We start from the raw sequence: 21,913 nt of genomic DNA, 5'->3' as shown, positions 1-21,913 counted from the left end.
GTTATTTTACTGGGATAGACGGTGAGAAAACGAATGCGGGCGGGTGGGAAAGCCCCACCCGCCCGCATGAGCAATTACTCGCTCACTGTGCAGTCTCGAACGCACGAATCTGTGGACCGAGGCCGGCCGGCTTCTCGGGAACATTCTCAACGGACATGCGAGCCGCGAAGGACTTGTACGCCCAGAAAGTGTATCCGAGAACGATTGGAACGAAAATCACTGCTGCGATGGTCATCACCACGTGGGTGGGGGCAGTTGCTGAGGCCTGTACCAACGTGAGGTTGTACTTGCTGTCCACAGAGGACTTCAGAGCATTAGCTCCGAAGGTGAGGAAGACGAAGACAACGGCAAACGCGATGGCAGTGAAGGAGGAGAAGAATGCCGCAACATCCTTGTTCGTGAAAGCGAAGAAAGCGGCAGCGATGAATGCAACTGCGGCAACCGCAAGCGGAATGATGCTTAGTGCATTGGCAGAGTATGCGAAGTTTGCCCACAGACCCCATGCGGCCGCGCTAACAACTGTGACCAGTGTCAGCTTCTTTGCAAGCTCGAGATTGCGAGTGGAGAACTCTCCGCGAGTCTTTAATGCCATGAAGAGTGCACCATGCGTAGCGAAAATTGCCAGGAACACGAGACCGGAGAACACTGTGAATGGGGTAAACAATGAGAAGAAGCCACCCGTCAGGAAGTGCTGGTCGCCTGCCTTAAGTGCTGCATCTACTGTGTTCGGGTCGGCGGCTGTAAATGCGCCATTTTCAAAGTGTCCCACTTCGATTTTCATGCCCTGCACGAGGTTGCCGAATGCAACGCCCCAGACGAGGGTTGCAAGCCATGCAACGCTTGTGTGGAGAACATCCCACACCTGGCGCCACTTCACGGTATTGATCTTGCCTCGCCACTCAAGTGCACAGATGCGAATGATGAGAAGAACGAGGATGAGCACCAGAGCGGTATACATTCCCGAGAACATCGTTGCGTACCACTCGGGGAACGCTGCAAAAGTAGCGCCACCAGCGGTGAGCAAGAATACTTCGTTGCCATCCCAGTGTGGGCCGATAGTGCCCAGAGCGAGGCGTCGCTCGCGGTCATTCTTTGCCACGAAGGGAAAGAGCATGCCAACGCCGAAGCCGAAGCCTTCAAGCGTGAGGTATCCGATCCAGAGAACGGCGATCAGGATAAACCAGAGAATCTGAAGAAAAGTAAGCTCCATGTTGACTCTCCTTAGTAGTTGAAGCTCAGGGTAGCGTTGGGTTCGGCCTTGAGGTCAACCGCCTTCACCTCGTAGTTGGCATTTGTGTTGATGCCTTCCTTGGTGTAGCGCTTAACGAGAAGGAACCAGACGATTCCCAAAGCCGCGTAGAGCAGGGTAAAGACGATCATCGAGATCGCAATTTCTGCTGAGAGAACAGTTGGTGATACCGCGTTCTGGGTCAGGAGCTTGACCATCTGGCTGGAGTCCTTAACACCCATTTCAGACACGATTGGGTAGACCACCCATGGCTGACGCCCCATTTCGGTGAGGATCCATCCGAAGATCGATGCGAGGTATGGGAAGGGGATTGTCCAGACGAAAAGCTGAGCGAGTCCCTTCGAGGTGGGAAGTTTGTCGCCCTTGATGGCGAAGAGGCCGATCAGTGACAGCAGGAATGATGCGAAGCCAAGACCCATCATGATACGGAATGAATAGAACGCGATGAAAACATTCGGAATGTAATTGATCGGTTGACCATTGACTTCAGCGCCGAATGTCTTTGTGAACTGTTCTTGAAGATCCTTGGTTCCGGGGATGTAAGAATTTGGGCCAGTGAAGTGGTTGGTCGCAACGAAGGATTCTAAACCAGGGATCGGGATCGTGATAACGGAGTCTTCTGAGAGTGTGGTTGACGTCAGAGCCAGACCAAGCTTATGAGCCTCGCCACCTTCGTAGATCCCCATCGCAGCAGACATCTTGGTGGGTTGAATTTCTCCAACATGCTGCCCCATAAAGTGACCGGTGCCAATAACTAGCAGTGAAGAAACGAGCATCGTCATGAGGCCGAACCGGGCGGCGGGCTTCCAGTAATGAGTGGCTTCAGTGACGTGACCTGAGTGCATACGGCGGACGAGCCACCACAGAGAAATACCGGAGATCAATGCGCCTGCTACAAGCAGCGAAGCCGTGATAGTGTGCGCGAATGCGTACAGTGTGGTGGGGGAGAAAATGACTTTCAGGAATCCACCGATTCCTTCGAGCTCTGCGCGTCCAGTTTCAGGGTTATACACTCCTCCAACTGGGTGCTGCATGAAGGAATTAGCGGCAAGAATAAACAGTGCCGAGATATTTGTTCCTAGTGCTGCGAGCCAAATTGATGCGGTGTGTGCCTTAGGTGATACGCGACCGCGACCGAAGATCCATACTCCGAGGAACACGGACTCCAGGAAGAATGCGAGGAGCGCTTCGAATGCGAGTGGAGCGCCGAAGATGTCACCGACAAATCGGGAGTACTCGGACCAGTTCATGCCGAACTGGAATTCTTGGACGATTCCGGTTGCCACACCAAGGGCAAAATTAATGAGGAGGATCTTGCCGAAGAACTCAGAAAGTCGGAGCCATCGCTGGTCTCCGCTCTTGAGCCACCGAGTCTGCATCACTGCAACCAGTGGCGAAAGTCCGATTGTCAACGGAACCAGCAGAAAGTGGTATACCGTTGTGATACCGAACTGCCAACGCGCGAGGTCGACGTTCACTCGATCACCTTTCTTAGACGTTGTGTCGGCTCGATTGTGTTGAGCCGCTTCTCGAGTGATCCGGTGAGTGAGGACTCTCGAGACTCTGACTCCTCTATCTTCCTCGCTTTTATGGCATATTTCCAGCTCTTAGAATGTATTTTCCGAGCTGTTAACTACATCGCGTTTCTGACAAATCACGCAAAGTGTGTAAGGAAATTTTTATATTCGCGAGGTGCGACGATTTTCGAGGCGGAAAAGATTCTGACACTCCAGTCTTTGTCGTCAATTCATTGGCCTGCAGGCCGGGATGTTAGTCCTATCTTTGGGATTTGTGGATGTGTGTCCCGTCATTCTTCGCCCTTCGGTGCGAGCAGTGTAGAATAAGTGCGGACGGAGGACATCGCTCCGTATAGAGGAAGTTGTGCGCCGCGTGAGCGTTGCCGCCCTTTCTCTCTACTTAGAAGACTTCCGCGAACTCGATTCGCGACAACCTGCATGCTGTCGATGTCTGCATGCGCTACAGGAGAATAAAAATGGCTGAAGAAGCCAATGAGAAAGTGGTCTCCACGGGCGCCACTGAAAAGACCGTAAATAAACGAGCATCGCGCTCCCGCAAGGCTGCAGCAAAGCACGAAGGTGTAGCCGAATCTGTTGCACAGTCACTCGCAGCACTTGCTCAGGAAAAAGGAAAAACAGTTTTTTCTGAAGCTGACAACACTGCACATACTGCCGACGTTGTCGCTCCGGCTCCGATGACAGCTCTGCTTTTCCAAGAGCCAGATGTTGAAAAGGCTGTTCGCACCCGCCGCGCACGCAGAAGTGTTTCGGTTGAAGAATCTGAAGTAACGCCGGAAGAATCTTCGCTCAACAACGAAGAAGATGAACCGAAGCGCCGTCGTCGTGGAACACGTGGTGGCCGCAAGAGCGCTGAGGCTGAAGCAGATAATCTTCAAGAAGAGACATCTGTCGACGACACAGTTCAGGAGCCATCGAAAAAGAAGCGGACACGTCGCAAGAAGTCAACTGAAAATGAAGAGTCCGTATCGGTTGAGAAGGCTGACTCCAAAAATGATGAAGAAACCGTCGAATCCGATGAGTCGGAAGTCGCTGTTCGCCGTCGCCGACGTCGTCGCTCTGATTCAGAGGAAGTCTCAGCTCCCCGAGGGTCGACTCGTTTGGAAGCGAAGCGTCAGCGTCGCAAGGAAAGCCGTGCAGCGGGTCGACGTCGTCAGACGGTATCGGAAGCGGAGTACCTGGCACGCCGTGAATCGGTCGATCGTGAGATGCTGGTTCGTGAGCGCGACGGTCTGAACCAGATTGCTGTCATTGAAGACGGCGTGCTCGTTGAACATTTCGTGGCTCGCCACACGCAGACATCAATGGTTGGCAACGTTTACCTCGGCCGCGTGCAAAATGTTTTGCCTTCGATGGAGGCGGCGTTTGTCGACATCGGTAAGGGGCGCAATGCTGTTCTTTATGCCGGTGAGGTAAATTGGGAAGCGGCCGGTCTTGAGGGGAAACCTCGCAAGATCGAACAAGCGCTCAAGAGTGGCGATACCGTGCTCGTTCAAGTAACGAAGGATCCGATCGGACACAAGGGTGCTCGACTGACCTCTCAGGTCACTCTTGCTGGACGCCACCTCGTCCTTGTTCCCTCGGGTGCCATGACTGGAATTTCGCGTAAGCTTCCTGAGCGTGAGCGAACCCGACTCAAGAAGATCCTGAAGGAAATTGTTCCAGCAGGGCATGGTGTCATTGTTCGTACTGCTGCCGAGGGGGCTACGGAAGAGCAGCTGCGTGACGACGTTGAGCGTCTGACCAAGAGTTGGGCAGATATCGAGGCGAAGTCGAAGTCTACGAAGAACGCACCGTCGTTACTGAAGGGCGAACCTGAACTGGCTGTTCGTGTGGTTCGCGATATCTTCAATGAAGATTTCCGTTCGTTGAAGGTGCAAGGCGACAATGCGTGGTCAACAATTTCGGAGTACGTTAAAGATCTTTCGCCCGAGTTGATCGACCGTGTGGAACACTGGGAATCGGGCGACGATATTTTCGCCGCAAATCGCGTTGACGAGCAGCTCCAGAAGGCATTCGATCGCAAAGTAATCCTGCCATCGGGTGGTTCGCTGGTGATTGATCGTACTGAGGCGATGACGGTCATCGACGTCAACACTGGAAAGTTTACCGGTGCCAAGGGCGGGACCTTGGAAGAAACCGTCACGATGAACAATCTTGAAGCGGCTGAAGAGATTGTGCGTCAGCTACGTTTGCGTGATATCGGCGGAATTATCGTTGTTGACTTCATTGATATGGTGCTTGAGGCGAATCGTGACCTCGTCCTTCGCCGTTTGATCGAATGCTTGGGCCGGGATCGTACCCGCCACCAGGTAGCCGAAGTGACGAGCCTTGGGCTGGTGCAGATGACTCGAAAGCGTGTGGGGCAGGGGCTGGTGGAGGCCTTCTCCACCACCTGTGAAGCGTGTGAAGGCCGTGGCTACATCACTCACGAACATCCTGTTGAGCGTGGTGAAACAACCGAACAGGCTGAAAAGGCCGATGCGAAGCGTTCCAAATCTCGTGTGAAGAAGGCAAAAGCTGAGACTGAGCAAAATGATGATCCCAAGCGCTCTGAAGTTAAAGCGGTATTGAATTCGATTGCGGCTGCTGCTGTGCATAAGCATGACGAAGCTGAGTCTTCGAGTGGCACTGCAGACGGTGCAAATGATATCGCAGAAAGTGATACGCCTAAGCGTAGCCGCGGTCGAGGTGGACGTGGAAAGAAGTCTGAGGATTCTTCAACTCATGCGCACTCGGCTGTGAGTGAGAGCGCTGCGGAGGAAAAGCCGGCTCGACGTCGGGGGCGTCCTCGTAAGGCTTCTGTAGATCAAGAGCAACGCGATCATTATTCGTTGGAAGATTCCGCGTCGGTGAAGACGGAAGGCATCAATCAGGCTCGCAGTGCAGATGAACCGACGCGCACTGGGAATGAAGCGCGAGAGTCGGCGACTGGTAAACCCGCACGGCGAAGTAAAATTGTTTCCTCGTCGGGGACGATTATTCCTCCTTCTTCGGCGACTTCGGCGTTCCTGAGCTTCCCGAAGAAGTAAAGGAAAAGAAAGGTGAAACTGTGGCGTGCGTCGCGATGTGCCAACTTGTTTCACCTGACGAATCCATTTATTATGGATTGTCGGCGCGTTGTTACGCGTCCCTAAAATCGTAAGTGCACTTCGGTGCATCCCAACTGACGGAAGATGAGCAAAATGGTTTACGCGATTGTGAAGGCAGGCGGCCGCCAGGAGAAGGTGTCCGTCGGATCCATCGTCGTTGTGGACAAGATGGCAGGCGAAGCCGGCGAGAAGGTCGAGCTCGAGCCACTGATGCTCGTCGACGGTGACAAGGTCACCACCGCCGCCGAGGGTATTACCGCTAAGGTTACTGCCGAAATTGTTCGCGATGAGAAGGGGCCGAAGATCTCGATCATCAAGTACAAGAACAAGACCGGCTACCGTAAGCGTATGGGTCATCGTCAGAAGCTGACCCGCCTCAAGGTTACCGGCATTAAGTGACCACGGTCCGTCCCGAGCTTTAGAGAAGAAGGTCTGAAATGGCACATAAGAAGGGCGCGAGCTCCTCGAACAACGGTCGCGATTCGAACGCGAAGCGCCTCGGCGTGAAGCGTTTCGGCGGCCAGGCAGTTAACGCGGGTGAGATCCTCATCCGTCAGCGTGGCACCAAGTTCCACCCAGGTGCCAACGTCGGCCGCGGCAAAGATGATACTCTGTTCGCCCTTGAGGCTGGCACGGTTGAGTTCGGCGTTCGCCGCGATCGTAAGGTCGTGAACGTCGTGGCTGCGCAGGCCTGAAGCCTGAGCAGAGGAGAAATCCTCACACAACATATTTCAAAAGTCGAGACTGGGAGTTTTCCAGTCTCGACTTTTCTTATTGAGCGGAAAAGCTCCCGCACCGCACCTTCACGCGTGACAACGTCGATGGTTTAAACCTGAGCGGGTGAATTCTGGCTTTCTGTCAAAGGGCATCAGCGTGGTCATCATTGTGCTAGATAAAGAAAGACACCGGTGCCCCGGTGGCGAAAACGCCACCGGGGCACCAGTGATAAACGATAACGAGGTTTAGTCGACGATCACCACGCGAAGATTACGCGGCCCGTGAACGCCAGCGACGCGCACGAGTTCAATATCAGCAGTTGCTGACGGTCCTGCGATCCAGGTGGTTGGTCGTGTTGGGTGCTCACCCAGAATACGTACTGCTTGCGGCACAGTGGGGTACACGTCGCGTGCATACAGAACCACTACGTGGGTATCTGGAATGAGGGTGATGGCACGACGCCCCTGATCGGGTTCGCCGTCCAAAATGATCGTTCCCGAAAGAGAGATTGCGACACGCGAAGCAGTCACAACAGCGTCGGTTTCGTCAAGCTCTTTATGAGTAAGATTCGCTTCGCGGGAATCTTCACGCACAGCACGGCCGTCGCGTCCGGCAGCTTCCTTCCACGAATCCTTCAAGCCGTGTGGAACCACCACGGAGGACATGCCACTGAGGAAGTTTGCAATGGCATCCTCAATACCAGCCTCATTGGTGCGCACGACGACGGCGTTGTAGTCTTCGAGCTTTTCGATCAAGTCAGCGATCACTGGCTCCGAGCCGGGTGCGTCGGTGCCTTCCATACGATAGTGACGTTCCACTTCGGGAGTTGGGTACGGGGAGTCCTTGAGAGCTCCGCGCACGGCTGCCAAAATGTCTTCGCGGGCACCCATCAGTTCTCCTCCTTTGTCTGGGCATGTGAACCAGCAGGTGTCGCTGGCGTTCCTTTTGCCTTAGTCGGCTCATTTCCTGCTTTTTCTTCGTCGGCAAGCCAATCTCGGAACGAGCGCGACGGCGGAGCAGGGATGTCCTTATTGCGAGTCCATGCACTTACTGGCCACGGCACAGACGAGATGCGCTCATCCTTACCGGCGACGATACGACCGAGCTTTGCTGCCTTTTCTGCAGCTCCCCAGATCTTTCCGTTACCCATGACCTTGGAGGATATCTTCATACCGATATCCCAGCCGTTGGGGACACCGCCGCGGTTTTGTTCGGTAATTTCGTGGCGCAGGTGCACCAGAATTCCTGGAATATCAATCTTGACTGGGCACGCATCGCCACAAGCGCCACAAAGAGTAGAAGCGTAGGGGAGCGTGTGAACCGGATCGTGATGATCGCGGCCATCCAGGAGCTGTGGAGTGAGAATTGCACCAATTGGGCCAGGGTAGACTGAATTGTAGGCGTGACCACCAACATGCTCATAAACAGGGCACACATTCATACATGCGCCACAGCGAATACAGTTAAGTGCCTCGCGGCCAACTTCGTTTGCAAGAGTCTTAGTACGACCATTGTCGAGAAGGATCAAATGGAATTCTTGAGGGCCGTCCCCTGGGGTCACACCGGTCCAGAATGAGGTGTAGGGATTCATTCGCTCGCCAGTGGCCGAACGCGGAAGAAGCTGTGAGAACACTTCGATGTCGTCGTACGAAGGAACCATCTTCTCAATGCCGACAACTGAGATTAAGGTCTCCGGGAGGGTCAGACACATACGGCCATTGCCTTCAGATTCATACACTGACAGTGCGCCAGTATCGGCAACCATCATGTTCGATCCTGAGATTGCGACCTTGGCCTTGAGGAACTTCGCACGTAGGTGCTCACGAGCTGCCATCGCGAGTGCGTGCGGTTCTGCTTCGAGGTGGTCTGGAAGGTCTTCCATTTCGCGCTCGAAAATTTCCTTGATCTCCGCGCGATTACGGTGAATCGCTGGAACTACGATGTGTGAGGGCATATCTTTGCCCAACTGAACAATCAATTCTGCAAGGTCGGTTTCGAAGGCATCGATGCCACGCTCAGCCAGGAATTCATTCATGTTGATTTCCTGGGTGACCATCGACTTGATCTTGACAACTTCCTTGACCTGCTTTTCTTGCAGGATGGAGTAGATGATCTCGTTGGCTTCCTTGGCGTCGCGGGCCCAGTGCACGATACCGCCATGAGCCGTAACATTCTCTTCCATTTGGACGAGAAGCTCGGGCAAACGCGACATTGTTGCCGACTTGATCTGAGAAGCCGCATTACGTAGATCCTGCCAGTCAGGCATTTCCTCAACGCGCGCGTTGCGCTTGTTTCGGATCGTGGTAGTAGCGTAACCCAGATTTTTACGCATCTGAGTGTTCTTCAGTGTCACTTCAGCGCCTTCAGGGAAAGAGGCACCCCAGCGGAGCGTATTTTCCGGGATTGGATCACCATTTACCCACTGGTGATGCGTTGAGCGATTCAACGGCTCGGTTTTGGTGGCCGGAGCGCCGGTGAACTTGGAGATTACCTTGGGAATTCCGAGGAATGTGGACATGTTATGCACCAACCTTCACAGTGGACGCTGCCGGAATCCAGGGCTGTTCCTCGGTACCGGCAAGAACTTCAGCAAGATGCATCGCGCGGATACCAGCGCGGTTGCGAGCGAGGCCACCAGCGATGTGCATCAGGCAGGAGTAATCGCCAGCGACGAGGACATCGGCACCAGTGGACTTGATATTGGTCATTTTGTCCGCCAGCATTGAGGCCGAGGTATCCGGGTTCTTCAAAGAGAACGTACCACCGAAGCCACAGCAAGAATCACCGTGTGGGAGCTCAACGAAATCAATTCCACGAACGTTGCGCAGCAGGCGTTCAGGCTTGTCGCCAACGCGTGCTACGCGTAAGGAGTGACAGGTGGGGTGGTAAGTGACGCGGTGCGCGAAGTACGCGCCGACGTCGTCGGTGCCAAGCACATCGACGAGGAATTCAGACAGTTCGTATGTCTTGTTCGCGATTGCTTGTGCTTTCGTGCCCAGCTCTGGATGGCCTTGCGCGTCGGCGACAAGTTTCTGCTGATGACGGATCGAACCGGTGCAGGAGCCAGAAGGAACAACGATTGCGTCCCACTCGCCGTCGAGAACAGGTTCGTAGGTGCGAACGTGGTTCTCGATCAGCGGCATGGCCTCGGGGTAGTAGCCAGTGTTGACGTGCATCTGACCACAGCATGCCTGCGACGGTGGAACGACGACGTCGATTCCGAGGCGCGTGAGCAACTGCAAAGTTGCTTGTGGTGCCTGCGGGAACATGGCGTCTCCAATGCATGTAGCGAAGAGAGCGACTTTCATGAGACCTGCTTTCTTAATAATTTTGAATATTTAGGTGAAAGAATTAGTTCGCAACCATGTAGGTGAACGCTGGCAAAATTCCGTTTGCGATGAGGTAGGTCAAAGCGCACAGGTAAACAAGCAAACCGATCGACCATGGAGCAGCCTTGCGCAGAATTTCTGCTTCGGTACCAGGCTTTTGAATTGCTGTTGATGCAATCGCGAGGTTCTGTGGGGAGACAATCTTTCCGATGCCGCCACCAACGGAGTTCGCGGCGAGGAAGACATCTGGGCTTGCCCCGATACCATGTGCTGCGGTTGCCTGGAGGTTGGCAAATAAGGCGTTCGAGGATGTTGCCGATCCAGTCACTGCAGTGCCAATCCAACCAAGGATCGGAGACAGGAAAGCGAAAGCTGCGCCAGTAGTGGCGAGTGCCGTTCCGATGGCGGCAGTCTGACCAGAGAAATTCATGACGTAGGCAAGCGACATCACCAGAGCGATCGTCACAAGTGACCAACGCAGCGATACGAGAGTGTCGACGAAGGTCTTCAGACCCTGGACGAAAGTGAACTGGAACTGTGGTGTGGACTTCCAGGCGTAGACGGCTGACACAATTAATGCGGTAATAACGATCATGAAGCCAGGGGAGTTGAGAATCTGGATATTGTAGATCGCAGATTTCGAAACTTGACCATCAGCTGTCATCAGGTGCCCGTAAAGGCCGGGCCACTGGATCGGGATATCGGTTTTAGCGAGGGTAGCTGGAATGTCAATGCCGAACTTCCACAGCTTGTACAGAGCGAAGATGATGACCACGAGGCCGTAAGGCAATAATGCCAAGGTGATGCGCTGGCGGGAGGGGAGCGTACCGGCGTCCTTTGAGGACGTGTGGAATTCTTCTGGGATTTCGGGCTGCTTGAGAGCGATCATTGCTGCTGCAGCTGCGAATCCGACGAGGGAAGCAAGCACTGCTGTCAAAGCATAGGAGATGAAAGTTGCGGCCACGATATGGCCGATAGCGGTGACGACGCCCTGGAAGAGAGCGACGTGCCATAGCTGCTTGAGTCCGCGTACACCGTCGATGATCAACAGAAGGAAGATTGGTACGAGAACCACAATCCACGGAGTGATAGACACTGCCTTGAATGCCACAGCAGTGCCGGGATCAGCTCCAGTCAGGCCGCCGAGTTTACCTGCAGTAGTAACGGGAATAGCCATTGCGCCGAAGCCAACGTTGATCGCGTTTCCGACCATCGTCACAATTGCCGCCTTAATCGGAGGCAGACCGAGCGAGACGAGCATTGCTGCCACGATAGCGACAGGTGCGCCGAAGCCTGCGAGGCCTTCGAGGAGGCCACAGAAAGAGAAGCCAATGAGAAGGGCTTGAACGCGCATGTCACCACGGCCAACTGCTGAGAATACAGTGCGGACATCTTCAGCGCGGCCAGAGCCCACAGAGATGTTGTAAAGCCACACGGCAGCGATGACGATGAAAATGATCGGTAGCAGACCGAACGCAATTCCGTACAGTGCAGAGGAGAAGACCATGCCAGCAGGCATGCCAAAACCAAGTGCTGCAGACACTGCAGCGATGGCAAGAGAACCGAGCGCACACCAGTGGGTCTTCAGCTTAAAGACGCCGAGAAGGACGAAAAATGCGATGAGCGGGAGGATACCGACAAGGGCGCTGAGTATGGCCGATCCACCAATAGAAGTGGGATTCGGTGCGAACGCGGCGCTCGTAATAATTTCGTTCAAGGGTGCATTGCCTTCCTCTTTGAAAATGCGACTAAAGGCCGTCAAGAGCCCTAGTGCAAGCATAAGGAAGTGGTGGAATAAATGCGCTCCGTGCGATATGTATTTACGAGCCAAATTTGTTGCGTAAATATGGGGTGGTTGTGTAGGCCACACCAAAGGTGAAGGCGGAGCGATGGAGGTGACGGTGCGAGCTTACTCTCCGTTGCTGGTGTCTCATTTCGTCCAGAGCTCCTCTCGCATACACTTGTATACATGCCAGATTTTATTGATCGCGTTACTTTGCACCTTTTAGCCGGCAAGGGAGGTAACGGTGTTGCTTCCGTACGTCGAGAGAAATTTAAACCGCTCGGCGGGCCAGACGGCGCAAACGGTGGTCACGGCGGAGATATCGTTCTTCTTGCTGATCGCAACGAGACATCTCTGCTGACACTCCAACGTAATCCTCACCAGGTTGCGCCTAACGGTGCGCCGGGTGCCGGCGATCTTCGTCATGGTAAACGCGGTGACGACCTCATCCTGAAGGTGCCAGTGGGCACTGTTGTCAAAGACATGGATGGCTCAGTGCTGGCTGATCTCTCACGTGACGGTGATCGCTATATTGCTGCCCTTGGTGGCTTTGGCGGTCTTGGCAACGCTGCCCTGGCTTCTCCAAAACGTCGTGCACCGGGTTTTGCGCTGCTGGGAGAGGAAGGTGAGAAGAAAGATGTCCGCCTCGAACTCAAGTCTGTTGCCGACGTTGCGCTCGTTGGTTTTCCCTCAGCGGGAAAGTCATCGTTGATCGCTGCGATGAGTGCAGCGCGTCCGAAGATTGCCGATTACCCGTTCACAACCTTGGTTCCCAATCTCGGAGTTGTCGACGCCGGAGCCTCACGTTTCACGATGGCTGATGTGCCAGGTCTGATTCCAGGTGCCTCGGAAGGTAAAGGGCTTGGACATGAATTCTTGCGGCATATCGAGCGGTGTTCAGCAATCGTCCATGTCCTCGATTGTGCGACGTTGGAGCCTGGACGTGATCCACTCAGTGACCTGGACACTATCGAGGCGGAACTCAGTGCTTATGCCAAAGACGTGCCGCCGATGGATGGTGTTGTTCCGTTAATGAAGCGCCCGCGTGTGGTTGTTCTCAATAAGGCAGACGTTCCTGAAGCTCGCGAACTGGCGGAATTCGTCAAGGATGAAATCGAAAAGCGGAATGTCCCGGTGTACATTGTCTCTGCTGTCTCACGTGATGGTCTGAAAGAACTGAAGTATGCCCTCGCTGAACTCGTCGACAAGATGCGCCAATATATGGCGCCGGCGGAATCTGTAGCGCGTCCAGTGATCCGGCCTCTCGCGCCTCGTGAATCTAATGCGTTCACGATCCGACGTCTCGAATACATGGGTGAACCTCTGTGGGAAGTGCGTGGCTACAAACCAGAGCGTTGGGTTCGTCAAACCGATTTCGCCAACGATGAGGCTGTGGGCTACCTCGCTGATCGTCTCAATACGCTCGGCATTGAAAAGCAGCTGCTGAAGAAAGGTGCCCACGCCGGAGATTCTGTGGTTATTGGTGCTGCAGAAGACGGCTTTGTCTTCGATTTCGAGCCATTGGTTTCTACCGGTGCTGAATTGTTGTCGCCGCGTGGCACCGACGATCGCTTGTACGAGCGTCACCGTCCAACCCACGCTGAGCGTAAAGCTGCATTCCACGAGAACATGGACGCGAAAGAAGCTGCACGCCAAGAGCTCCGTGACGAGCGCCGACGCGGAATATGGACCGACCCGGAGGAACAGTGAAAACTCTTCTTGCCAACCGTGCTCTTCTTGGACAAGCGAAACGTCTAGTTATTAAGGTTGGTTCATCGTCGCTCACCAGAGATGGGGCGCTCAACGAGCCGGCGCTATCGTCACTTGTCGACGTTGTCGGTGCGGCTCACGCACGTGGGCAGGAAGTGGTCTTAGTTTCCTCAGGCGCTGTTGCGGCAGGGCTTGCACCTTTGGGCTTCAACTCGCGTCCCAAGATGCTTCGTGACCAGCAGGCAGCTTCGATGGTTGGGCAGGTGCGTCTGTTAGCTGCGTATACCCGTGAATTCGGGCGTTACGGGATCACCATTGCTCAGGTTCTTCTTACCCCAGAAGATGTGTTGAACCGCACACATTACGCCAATGCGCAGGGGGCGCTCAAGCGTTTGCTCCATCACGGTGTCATTCCGATTGTCAATGAAAACGATGCTGTGGTTACAGGAGAGCTGCGTTTTGGAGACAATGACCGTCTTGCTGCATTGACGGCGCACCTTGTCGATGCGACTGCCCTGATTTTGTGTACTGACGTGGACGGCCTGTATACCGCGCCGCCATCGGAGCCCGGCGCACGTCTGATTTCCGAAGTGACATCGATGGATCAGGTCAAGGCACTCACAATTACGGGCAAGGGCTCCGATGTCGGAACAGGTGGAATGCAGACGAAAGTCGAAGCGGCCAAGATCGCTGTCTCCGGGGGAGTTGGTGCGTTGGTGACATCGACTCACAATCTTGCTGGAGGACTCGCTGGGGGTGAAGTTGGCACGTGGTTTGTCCCGCAAGGCCGTCGTCAGAGTGCGCGTGATCTGTGGCTGAAGAATGTGGCGCAGGTACGTGGCTCAATTGTTGTCGACGATGGCGCTGCTGATGTCGTGCGCGCTGGCGGTGTATCGCTGTTGTGTGTGGGTGTCACAGACGTGCGGGGTACTTTCTCTCGTGGTGCTCTCGTGCGGGTGCTTGATTCACGCGGTGGTGAGGTGGCGCGTGGGCTGTCGGGCTACTCGTCGGTGGATATTCGACGCTTCCTTGATATGGGGGGTCGTGCACCGCGGCCAGTTGTCCATGCAGATGACCTCGTTCGACGTTGAAGGATCGCTGTTACTGATCGCACACGCCGAGGTTGCCTGTTTTCCTTTCCTGAGGTTTACCTAGTACAATCCAGACAATATTCAAAATTGCTTATGTCGTAAAAGTGTTTTGAATAAATATTCCAGGTGTTGAATAAAAATTTTGCCGTATTTGCGGTACATTTTTCTCAGCACCATTCGGAAAACCCAGGTAGGAATAACGATGACGCTAGAATTGACTGCCTCAACGAGGGCTCTGGAAACATTCGAGATTGATCCAAAGCTGCTTGTTCGCGACCACGTGCGCTCTGCCTACTTTGGCCTCGAGCTTGGAGCTTTGGGAGCTGCGGGAGATGTTGATCCTGCTTTCCGTCATGAACTCGGCCCTCTTCAAGTCAACTGGCAACGTCTGGGAAGTGCATTGCGCGCGGCTCAGGGGGGAGGAATGGATTTCGTATCCATTGATTCTCGTTTCCTTTTGCGGGCGGATATTGATCCACGTGAAGCCCTGCTCGATGGTGCTCGTGCCGCTGCTCGGCTTGCCCCGCACTCCATGGGCGGAATTCTCGTGGAAGTTCCTGGTGTCCCCAAGCTCATGAATCAGGCGATCGACCTCGTCGCCCGTCAAAACGATGGGTGGGCAGGGCTGATCTTCCATCTGAATGATAGCTCGGATTTCCTTGGGCTCACGCGCGTGGCTGCGAAGGCTCGAGAAGCAGGGGTCAAATTGCTTGTGATTATTTCGGAGGCCGAGCTTGTGCCACAGCGGGCGGACATTATTGCTCCGTACGCAGATGCGATTGAACTGCGTTGCCCTGATTTGCTTGTGGCACGCAAAGCTCGTTTCGCGTTGAAGCGTGCAGCAGAGAAACTTGGCAAAGAAATCCATGTCTATGCGCAAGTTGGTGTCGTGATTTCGGCAACTGAGGCTGCCGCGCGTGACCGTGCTGATTTAGTGGGATCGATTCATGTGGGGAAACTTTTCGGCGGTCGTATGCGTGTGCTAGGGACTGTTTACGATGTTGCCGACGCCGTTGAAGCATGGGTCGGTATGGGCGCAGCTGACGGCGTATGGTTTATGCCGTGTTCGCTACCATCCGATCAGTCATCGATTCTCAAAGGGGTGCTACCTCTCATTCGCGCACGCACACGCACGTGGCGTGAGGCTCATCCTCACCACAGTGAATAGACGTGAATCGTGGGAGTGACAGTTGTATGTCACTCCCACGAGAAAATTGACTCAGTCTTCGTAACCGGAGTTCTGCGGCTGAGCAGCCTTCTTGACCTCATCCATGTTCAGGTTCTTTGCCTGCTCAATGAGATCCTCAAGCTGCGAGGCTGGAAGGGCGCCCGCACCGCGGTAGAGCTGCACGCCGTCACGGTAGATGAAGAGCGTCGGAATCGACATCACGCCGTAGTTTTGAGCAATTTCAGTTTGGGCATCAACATCCACCTTGCCGAAGGTGATATCTGGGTGTTTCTCAGAAGCAGCCTCGAACGTGGGGCCGAACTGGCGGCACGGGCCACACCATGCAGCCCAGAAATCCAAGACGGCGATGCCATTACCGATGGTGTCGTTGAGGTTTGCGGAGGTAACTTCGATTGTTGCCATGAGAAAGCCTTTCTTTGGTTTGTTACACCAGTGCCAACGACTTCGGTGAAAATTTATTCCCGATCTCATTGGACTAAACTCATACTTTCAGGTGTTGCCATATATTATGGCACTTTGGAGAACGATTATTGTGATGCACGTATCGTCCACAAGGGGGACAAATGGATCAGCAGGTCAATGATGCAGCACGTGAAGGCGTCAATGAGATCGCCTCTCGCGCAAAGCGAGCTGCGCGCCAGCTGCGGCGCGCAGGCACAGAGCGCAAGAATGCTGCGCTCAATGCAATTGCTGATGCGCTTGAGGAGAATTCAACAGCGATTATTGCGGCAAATGCCGGTGATCTTGAGTCTGGACGCGCAGCAGGCACCTCGTCTGGCCTTCTTGACCGACTCTTGCTTGACGATGCACGTATGCGCACGATTGTATCCTCGGTTCGTGACGTCGTCGCCCTCCCCGATCCAGTAGGGAAAGTTGTCCGTGGCTCGACACTTGATAACGGAATGAACCTCATTGAAAAGCGCGTACCGATGGGGGTGGTGGGCATGATCTACGAGTCGCGCCCGAATGTCACTGTCGATGCTGCCGTGCTCGCACTGAAATCTGGAAATGCTGCGATTCTGCGCGGAGGCCATGCTGCGGAGCAGTCGAATCGTGCCATTGTCAAGGTCATCCGTGAAGCGATTGCCAGCCAGGGCTTCTCGCCAGACTTAGTGGCGAGTGTCGATGAATTTGGACGCGAAGGAGCTGTTGCTCTGATGCGTGCGCGCGGGCTTGTTGACCTGGTCATTCCGCGTGGGGGAGCCGGGTTAATTCAAACGGTGATTCGTGAGGCTACGGTGCCCGTTATCGAAACCGGTGTAGGGAACGTTCATGTCTACGTCGATGCTGCAGCAGACATTGAAAAAGCAACTGCCATTGTCATGAACGCCAAGACGCAACGTGTCGGGGTCTGTAATGCTGCTGAAACACTGCTTGTTCACCGAGATATTGCCGATGAGTTCCTCCCGCAGATGTTGGAACGCTTGAGTGAGGCTGGCGTTGTGCTCCACGGCGACAGCGCCACGAGTGCGTACGCGCCAACGTCGGCAGATATTCTCGCCGCAACTGACGAAGACTGGGCCACAGAATACCTTGCATTGGAGCTTGCGGTGAAGGTGGTCGACAACGTTGACGAGGCCATTGACCACATCCTGACCTATACCTCAGGGCACACAGAAGCGATTGTGTCGGAAAATTATTCGACGATCCGGCATTTTGTCGAATCGATGGATTGCGCGGTCGTGACCGTGAACGCTTCAACGCGTTTCACTGACGGTGGGGAGTTCGGTTTGGGAGCTGAGATCGGGATTTCGACTCAAAAACTTCACGCGCGTGGACCGATGGGACTTGAGGCGCTGACCACCACCACATGGATTTTGCAAGGTGATGGTCATGTCCGATAACACCTGGATCGATCCGTCGTCGGGCGAAGTTCGCGATCGTGAAAGCCAGCTCTATAATCAAACCGAGCACCGACGTCGGCGAATCGGCATTATGGGCGGTACATTCGACCCCATCCACAATGGACATTTGGTGGCTGCCTCGGAAGTACAACACTATTTTGATCTCGACGAAGTGGTGTTCGTTCCCACTGCGGAGCAACCATTTAAAAAAGGCAAGCGAGTGACTTTCGCCGAGCATCGTTACTTGATGACAGTCATTGCAACAGCGCCAAATCCGCGTTTTTCTGTGTCGCGAGTCGACATTGATCGTGGTGGGACGACTTACACGATTGACACGCTTCGCGATCTGCGAAAAGTGTATCCAGATGCAGAAATGTTCTTCATTACTGGTGCCGATGTATTACCGCAAATTCTTCGATGGAAAGACCAAGACGAATTGTGGAACCTCGCGCATTTCGTTGGCGTGAACCGTCCAGGGCATGTTCTTGACACCTCGGCGCTGCCTGAAGGTGGAGTGTCTGTCCTTGAGATTCCTGCGATGGCAATTTCATCCACGGGAGTCAGAAACCGCGTCGCAAGCGGTGTTCCGGTGTGGTATCTGATGCCTGATGGGGTAGTTCGGTACATCAGCAAGTATCATTTGTATAGACCAGAGGAAGCGAATACGACTGCCCTTGCGTCGGTCGTTGGTGATTACGAGCCAAATGCCGATCCTGGGAAGGAGAAAAAATGAGTGACGAACCGCGATTGACCCGGCGCATGTTGAAGGAGCAAGGAAAGCTCACGACGCGTCCGGCGAATGCCGTGCCTCTGACAGAAACTGCTGAACTGCGTCTGGGGCGGATGTCGCGTAAAGAAATACGTATGCGTGAACGCGAAGAAGCTCGCACGGCAGCACTTGAAGCACAGCGCGCCATTGAACAGGCACGCGCAGCGAAAGAAGCACAAGAGGCGCCTGAGCACGATACGGCTGAACACAAGATGAATGTTTCTGGCTCCCATGCAGTGGTTGAAGATGAGAAGCTAGCCGAAGAGGTGCTGGCCGAACCGGCAACCGAGGAGTCACCCGCCGTCGTCGACGAAGGCATTCAGCAAGCCGTTTCAGAAGAAATGCCCGCTGAGAGCCCGGAACGTAAATCCGTCTTCGATCGATTTGAAAAAAAGCAGGAAGAGGATGACAGCGTCGACGATGACGAACCGTCCCTCCACCAGCGACTGACTGCGATGACATCACGCGATAGCGTGACAATTGGTGCCGACGAGGAACCGGGTATCCTCAAATCGCAAGCGCAGTCAGATGAGATTGATCAGGATGTTCATGCAACTGAAAAGGTTGCGGCTGTCCGCGGAGAATCCGGTTACGTTGACTTTGACGACGAAGAAGACGACGAGCCTTCCACATTCCGTTCTGTTTTGGGATGGATTCTGATCATTATCATCGGTGTTCTGGTGGGCTACCTTATTGGTACCTGGGTGAACCAGACCTTCTTCTCTGCAGGCGTGTACGAGCCTGCAACAACCGCCCTTCTTCTCTAATTTTATTTTTGCGCGAAAGGACATTTGTGAGCGCTACACCTGAATCTATTGACATGGCGATTGTTGCCGCACGTGCAGCATCGGATATGAAAGCTACCTCGATCGTCGCGATCGACGTATCAGAGCGCTTGGTGCTCACGGATGCCTTCGTGGTGGTTTCTGGATCATCTGAGCGCCAGGTGCGCTCTCTCGTCGATTCCATCGAAGAGGAAATGCATAAGGCAGGCCACAAGCGCGTGCGCCGTGAAGGTATGGAAGGTGAGGCCCATTGGGTTCTTATCGATTTCGGTGCCGTAATGATTCACGTCCAGCAGGATGAAGATCGGGAGTTCTACGCGCTTGAAAAACTCTGGGCCGATTGTCCGAAAATTGAACTTCCCGAGGATGTCACTGTTGAGCGAGAGCCTGAGCGTACCTCGCTGATGGAGTTCTACCGCTGGGAAGGTGAGGAATCTGCGGGGGATGATCAGTGAGTGCGTCGACGCTCATCTTGTGGCGTCACGGGCAAACTGATTTCAACAAACTTCGTCGTATCCAAGGCGCGAGCGATATTGCGCTGAATGCTGCCGGGATCGCGCAGGCTGAACGCGCAGCTACTGAGCTGGTGACCCTCGGAATTGATCACATCGTGGTATCCGACCTCAGCCGTGCACGGGCTACTGCCGACGCTGTGGCGCGGCGAATCGGCGTGGTCCCAGTGATCGACTGGCGTTTGCGCGAGCGTGGCTACGGCATGTGGGAAGGCTTAACATCTGAAGAGATCCGCGAACAGTGGCCGCAGGAGTGGGAGACGTGGCGTACCGGAGCCGATCCGGAAGGGGTTGGTGTTGAGACGCGCGACGATGCTGGTGCACGTTTTGCAACGGCGATCCAGGAACATGCGTACAATGCGCCTGACGGATCAACACTTCTTGCGGTGGCGCATGGTGGAATTATTTCGTGTGGGATCGTAAGTCTCTTTGGGGGATGCCCTTCAAGCTTTTACCCGCTCGTTGTGCTTGATAACTGTCACTGGGCGGTGCTCAAAGCTGGACGTACTCCAGGAAGCTGGAGACTGGCTGCATATAACCGGATGGATGCGCACGCAGACCATGTTGGGATGAACCCAAACGTGGCGTGACGTGTTTCACGCTGGTAGGGGAGATGTGAATTAGCGAAATTGAAGATACTCGCGTAGTATTAGTCGAGTCTTACGGGGCATTGGCGCAGTTGGTAGCGCGCTTCCATGGCATGGAAGAGGTCAGGGGTTCGAATCCCCTATGCTCCACCATTTGTACTCTGCTTTGGATATAAAAGTGTGAGCGCAGCGCGAACCCCTCGGGTTCCGAGTTTTACCTAGTAGAACAAGGAATTCGAGGGGTTTGTTGTGTTTCTGGTGTGGTGTGGAGAGGGCGTGGAAGCGGGGGTTCGAGCCGGTTTTGGGTGCTTTGTTGAGGTCTATAGGGCAGTTCGTGTTGCTGGATTTGGGGTTTTCTGGTTTTCTGGTCTGGATTGTGTTTGAAAAAGTTGTTCTGATTCGAGTTTTTGGTTGGACTTTTCGTGTTGTTTTTATCGCGAATTTTGGGTGTGCTGGTGCGGGAAAGTCGGGTTTGGAGTCGGTTTGAATTGAGGGATGGGAAATCCTTGATGTGTAATCTGTTCCGCCCCTGATGATCAGGCATGGTAAAACTTTTGCTGGCCGGCAAAGGTTTCGCTGTAAACCCTGCTCATCAACGCAAACCCGTTCAAAGGATACGACAGCGCGGGATTTTGCTCGATTGTTGGACTTTATTACCGGGAAAACTACTGAGGCGAACATGCCTGGTCAGGGACGTACAGCGCGGCGGAGATTCGAGCCATTGTGGCAGTTATGGCCAGTAAACGAGCTCGTCGATGAGGTTGACCATGTGGTGTTTGCTGACGGGATCTATCTTGGCCGTCAACTCGTTGTATTGATTGCTACATCCAAAACGCATGTGTTGGGCTGGTGGGTCACACGTGGAGAAACTCGCGCTGGATGGCAAGCTCTGTTTGAACGAATAGCGCCCACCTGGCGTGCTGGTATGTGACGGTGGTGGTGGGATTGCTTCTGGCGTTGCTAGCACATTGCCAACCACACGTATAACGGTGCACTTTTCATGCGTTTAGTGCTGTTAAACGCAAGGCAATAACGCGCTCTGGCACTCAGGGTGGTGTTGAGCTTTACGGGCTTGCTCACGCACTGTTACATATCGCCACCTGGGAAGAGTCCATCGCTTGGTTGGTCGATCTTACTGGGTGGAATCACCGCTACAAGGACTTCCTTGCTGAAAAACCCGCCGACCAAACGGGAAGATCGTCGATACTCACCGCCAGCTCATTGAGGCTCGAGATTCACTCAATACTTTGGCTAAGAAGGGCGCCTTGTTCACCTATCGAGATCCCAGCCTTCGAATCGAGAGTGATCCTATCCCTGCTACCTCAAACGTCATCGAAGGAGTAATCAATTCCCAGCTGCGGGAAATGTTGCGGTGTCATCGCGGGATGAGTCTAGATCACCAGGTCAAGGTGGTTGCATGGTGGTGCCAGCAGTATACGTAGTTCCCTAGAACCCCGACACAAGCTATGGGACGAGCTGTTACCGAGGATCAAATCCGTGCATTGTACAGTCCAGGCACTTCACTGCATCAAGCCCAAACACAGATCAACCAATGGGGCACCGGCATCAACTGGACCGACCTACACCGCAGCGTCCAATAGAACGAAACCTACTAAACCCCAGCAACACATTTTGTCCTATAAGCCACAGTTGCCGTATTTGTTAACTAGAATCTTGGGTTCGGTGTTAGACTGGTGTCAGCTCATCAACCAGGTGTTGAA

At 54.2% G+C, this 21,913-nt stretch carries 17 protein-coding genes, 1 tRNA gene and 2 pseudogenes; 13 read left to right on the top strand and 7 right to left on the bottom strand.

The window, feature by feature from the left end; genetic code table 11:
- Window positions 1-82: 82 nt before the first annotated feature.
- Together cydB and ACTOVJ_RS01485 are read right to left on the bottom strand one after the other, a co-directional pair.
- The gene (gene cydB / locus ACTOVJ_RS01490; RefSeq protein WP_449503945.1) at window positions 83-1,210 is read right to left on the bottom strand and encodes a cytochrome d ubiquinol oxidase subunit II; all 1,128 of its coding nucleotides are present in this window, start codon (window positions 1,208-1,210) and stop codon (window positions 83-85) included.
- 11 nt (window positions 1,211-1,221) lie between these two features.
- A complete protein-coding gene (locus ACTOVJ_RS01485; protein ID WP_449503946.1) occupies window positions 1,222-2,727 on the bottom strand; it encodes a cytochrome ubiquinol oxidase subunit I in 1,506 nt (501 codons plus the stop codon).
- 515 nt (window positions 2,728-3,242) lie between these two features.
- Here ACTOVJ_RS01485 and ACTOVJ_RS01480 point away from each other — a divergent pair.
- The 3 genes from ACTOVJ_RS01480 (at window position 3,243) to rpmA (ending at window position 6,571) form a co-directional block, all read left to right on the top strand.
- A complete protein-coding gene (locus ACTOVJ_RS01480; RefSeq protein ID WP_449503947.1) occupies window positions 3,243-5,816 on the top strand; it encodes an Rne/Rng family ribonuclease in 2,574 nt (857 codons plus the stop codon).
- A 153-nt stretch (window positions 5,817-5,969) separates the two neighbouring features.
- A complete protein-coding gene (gene rplU / locus ACTOVJ_RS01475; protein ID WP_449501387.1) occupies window positions 5,970-6,275 on the top strand; it encodes a 50S ribosomal protein L21 in 306 nt (101 codons plus the stop codon).
- Window positions 6,276-6,313: 38 nt separating this feature from the next.
- The gene (rpmA, locus tag ACTOVJ_RS01470; RefSeq protein ID WP_449501058.1) at window positions 6,314-6,571 is read left to right on the top strand and encodes a 50S ribosomal protein L27; all 258 of its coding nucleotides are present in this window, start codon (window positions 6,314-6,316) and stop codon (window positions 6,569-6,571) included.
- A gap of 267 nt (window positions 6,572-6,838) precedes the next feature.
- Here the strand turns inward: rpmA and ACTOVJ_RS01465 are convergent, their stop codons facing one another.
- The 4 genes from ACTOVJ_RS01465 to ACTOVJ_RS01450 are packed head-to-tail and all read right to left on the bottom strand — an operon-like array spanning window position 6,839 to window position 11,639.
- A complete protein-coding gene (locus ACTOVJ_RS01465) occupies window positions 6,839-7,483 on the bottom strand; it encodes a LutC/YkgG family protein (protein ID WP_449501057.1) in 645 nt (214 codons plus the stop codon).
- The gene (locus ACTOVJ_RS01460; RefSeq protein WP_449501056.1) at window positions 7,483-9,111 is read right to left on the bottom strand and encodes a LutB/LldF family L-lactate oxidation iron-sulfur protein; all 1,629 of its coding nucleotides are present in this window, start codon (window positions 9,109-9,111) and stop codon (window positions 7,483-7,485) included. The genes ACTOVJ_RS01465 and ACTOVJ_RS01460 overlap by 1 nt, the downstream gene beginning before the upstream one ends.
- 1 nt (window position 9,112) lies before the next feature.
- A complete protein-coding gene (locus tag ACTOVJ_RS01455; RefSeq protein ID WP_449501055.1) occupies window positions 9,113-9,901 on the bottom strand; it encodes a (Fe-S)-binding protein in 789 nt (262 codons plus the stop codon).
- A gap of 43 nt (window positions 9,902-9,944) precedes the next feature.
- Window positions 9,945-11,639, bottom strand: a complete 1,695-nt coding sequence (locus ACTOVJ_RS01450; RefSeq protein ID WP_449503948.1) for an L-lactate permease — start codon at window positions 11,637-11,639, stop codon at window positions 9,945-9,947.
- A 252-nt stretch (window positions 11,640-11,891) separates the two neighbouring features.
- On the opposite strand from ACTOVJ_RS01450, the gene obgE reads away from it, so the two are divergent.
- The 3 genes from obgE (at window position 11,892) to ACTOVJ_RS01435 (ending at window position 15,674) form a co-directional block, all read left to right on the top strand.
- Window positions 11,892-13,415 carry a GTPase ObgE gene (gene obgE, locus ACTOVJ_RS01445; RefSeq protein WP_449503291.1) on the top strand — a complete coding sequence of 508 codons (1,524 nt, stop codon included), beginning with the start codon at window positions 11,892-11,894 and terminating at the stop codon, window positions 13,413-13,415.
- The gene (gene proB / locus ACTOVJ_RS01440; RefSeq protein WP_449503949.1) at window positions 13,412-14,506 is read left to right on the top strand and encodes a glutamate 5-kinase; all 1,095 of its coding nucleotides are present in this window, start codon (window positions 13,412-13,414) and stop codon (window positions 14,504-14,506) included. The genes obgE and proB overlap by 4 nt, the downstream gene beginning before the upstream one ends.
- Before the next feature lie 202 nt (window positions 14,507-14,708).
- On the top strand, window positions 14,709-15,674 hold the full coding sequence (locus ACTOVJ_RS01435) for a hypothetical protein (protein ID WP_449501051.1): 966 nt from the start codon (window positions 14,709-14,711) through the stop codon (window positions 15,672-15,674).
- A 51-nt stretch (window positions 15,675-15,725) separates the two neighbouring features.
- Here the strand turns inward: ACTOVJ_RS01435 and trxA are convergent, their stop codons facing one another.
- A complete protein-coding gene (trxA, locus tag ACTOVJ_RS01430; protein ID WP_449504604.1) occupies window positions 15,726-16,097 on the bottom strand; it encodes a thioredoxin in 372 nt (123 codons plus the stop codon).
- A gap of 146 nt (window positions 16,098-16,243) precedes the next feature.
- On the opposite strand from trxA, the pseudogene ACTOVJ_RS01425 reads away from it, so the two are divergent.
- The 7 genes and pseudogenes from ACTOVJ_RS01425 to ACTOVJ_RS01395 form a co-directional block, all read left to right on the top strand.
- Window positions 16,244-17,539: pseudogene (locus ACTOVJ_RS01425) on the top strand (glutamate-5-semialdehyde dehydrogenase); the annotation flags it as partial.
- Window positions 17,529-18,272 carry a nicotinate-nucleotide adenylyltransferase gene (gene nadD, locus ACTOVJ_RS01420; protein WP_449501049.1) on the top strand — a complete coding sequence of 248 codons (744 nt, stop codon included), beginning with the start codon at window positions 17,529-17,531 and terminating at the stop codon, window positions 18,270-18,272. The pseudogene ACTOVJ_RS01425 and the gene nadD, both read left to right, overlap by 11 nt.
- Window positions 18,269-19,075, top strand: coding sequence for a hypothetical protein (locus ACTOVJ_RS01415; protein WP_449503950.1), 807 nt, complete (start codon window positions 18,269-18,271; stop codon window positions 19,073-19,075). The genes nadD and ACTOVJ_RS01415 overlap by 4 nt, the downstream gene beginning before the upstream one ends.
- Window positions 19,076-19,101: 26 nt before the next feature.
- On the top strand, window positions 19,102-19,548 hold the full coding sequence (gene rsfS, locus ACTOVJ_RS01410; protein ID WP_449503951.1) for a ribosome silencing factor: 447 nt from the start codon (window positions 19,102-19,104) through the stop codon (window positions 19,546-19,548).
- The gene (locus ACTOVJ_RS01405; RefSeq protein WP_449503952.1) at window positions 19,545-20,195 is read left to right on the top strand and encodes a histidine phosphatase family protein; all 651 of its coding nucleotides are present in this window, start codon (window positions 19,545-19,547) and stop codon (window positions 20,193-20,195) included. Before rsfS ends, ACTOVJ_RS01405 begins: the two co-directional genes overlap by 4 nt.
- 74 nt (window positions 20,196-20,269) lie before the next feature.
- Window positions 20,270-20,345: transfer RNA gene (locus tag ACTOVJ_RS01400), tRNA-Ala, on the top strand.
- A gap of 363 nt (window positions 20,346-20,708) precedes the next feature.
- Window positions 20,709-21,793 (top strand): annotated as a pseudogene (locus ACTOVJ_RS01395) (IS1249 family transposase).
- The last annotated feature ends 120 nt before the right edge of the window (window positions 21,794-21,913 follow it).

It is taken from the genome of Arcanobacterium sp. (ex Cirak et al. 2026) (genome assembly GCF_053585065.1).
The sequence above is the reverse complement of the archived record's forward strand: the minus strand, read 5'-3'. Positions and strand labels throughout refer to the sequence as shown.

Excerpts from the sequence above, each read along its gene's own strand:
- cydB (WP_449503945.1), bottom strand. The coding sequence starts at position 1,210 with ATGGAGCTTACTTTTCTTCAGATTCTCTGGTTTATCCTGATCGCCGTT.
- ACTOVJ_RS01480 (WP_449503947.1), top strand. The coding sequence starts at position 3,243 with ATGGCTGAAGAAGCCAATGAGAAAGTGGTCTCCACGGGCGCCACTGAA.
- rplU (WP_449501387.1), top strand. The coding sequence starts at position 5,970 with ATGGTTTACGCGATTGTGAAGGCAGGCGGCCGCCAGGAGAAGGTGTCC.
- rpmA (WP_449501058.1), top strand. The coding sequence starts at position 6,314 with ATGGCACATAAGAAGGGCGCGAGCTCCTCGAACAACGGTCGCGATTCG.
- ACTOVJ_RS01465 (WP_449501057.1), bottom strand. The coding sequence starts at position 7,483 with ATGGGTGCCCGCGAAGACATTTTGGCAGCCGTGCGCGGAGCTCTCAAG.
- ACTOVJ_RS01460 (WP_449501056.1), bottom strand. The coding sequence starts at position 9,111 with ATGTCCACATTCCTCGGAATTCCCAAGGTAATCTCCAAGTTCACCGGC.
- ACTOVJ_RS01455 (WP_449501055.1), bottom strand. The coding sequence starts at position 9,901 with ATGAAAGTCGCTCTCTTCGCTACATGCATTGGAGACGCCATGTTCCCG.
- obgE (WP_449503291.1), top strand. The coding sequence starts at position 11,892 with ATGCCAGATTTTATTGATCGCGTTACTTTGCACCTTTTAGCCGGCAAG.
- ACTOVJ_RS01435 (WP_449501051.1), top strand. The coding sequence starts at position 14,709 with ATGACGCTAGAATTGACTGCCTCAACGAGGGCTCTGGAAACATTCGAG.
- trxA (WP_449504604.1), bottom strand. The coding sequence starts at position 16,097 with ATGGCAACAATCGAAGTTACCTCCGCAAACCTCAACGACACCATCGGT.
- nadD (WP_449501049.1), top strand. The coding sequence starts at position 17,529 with ATGTCCGATAACACCTGGATCGATCCGTCGTCGGGCGAAGTTCGCGAT.
- ACTOVJ_RS01415 (WP_449503950.1), top strand. The coding sequence starts at position 18,269 with ATGAGTGACGAACCGCGATTGACCCGGCGCATGTTGAAGGAGCAAGGA.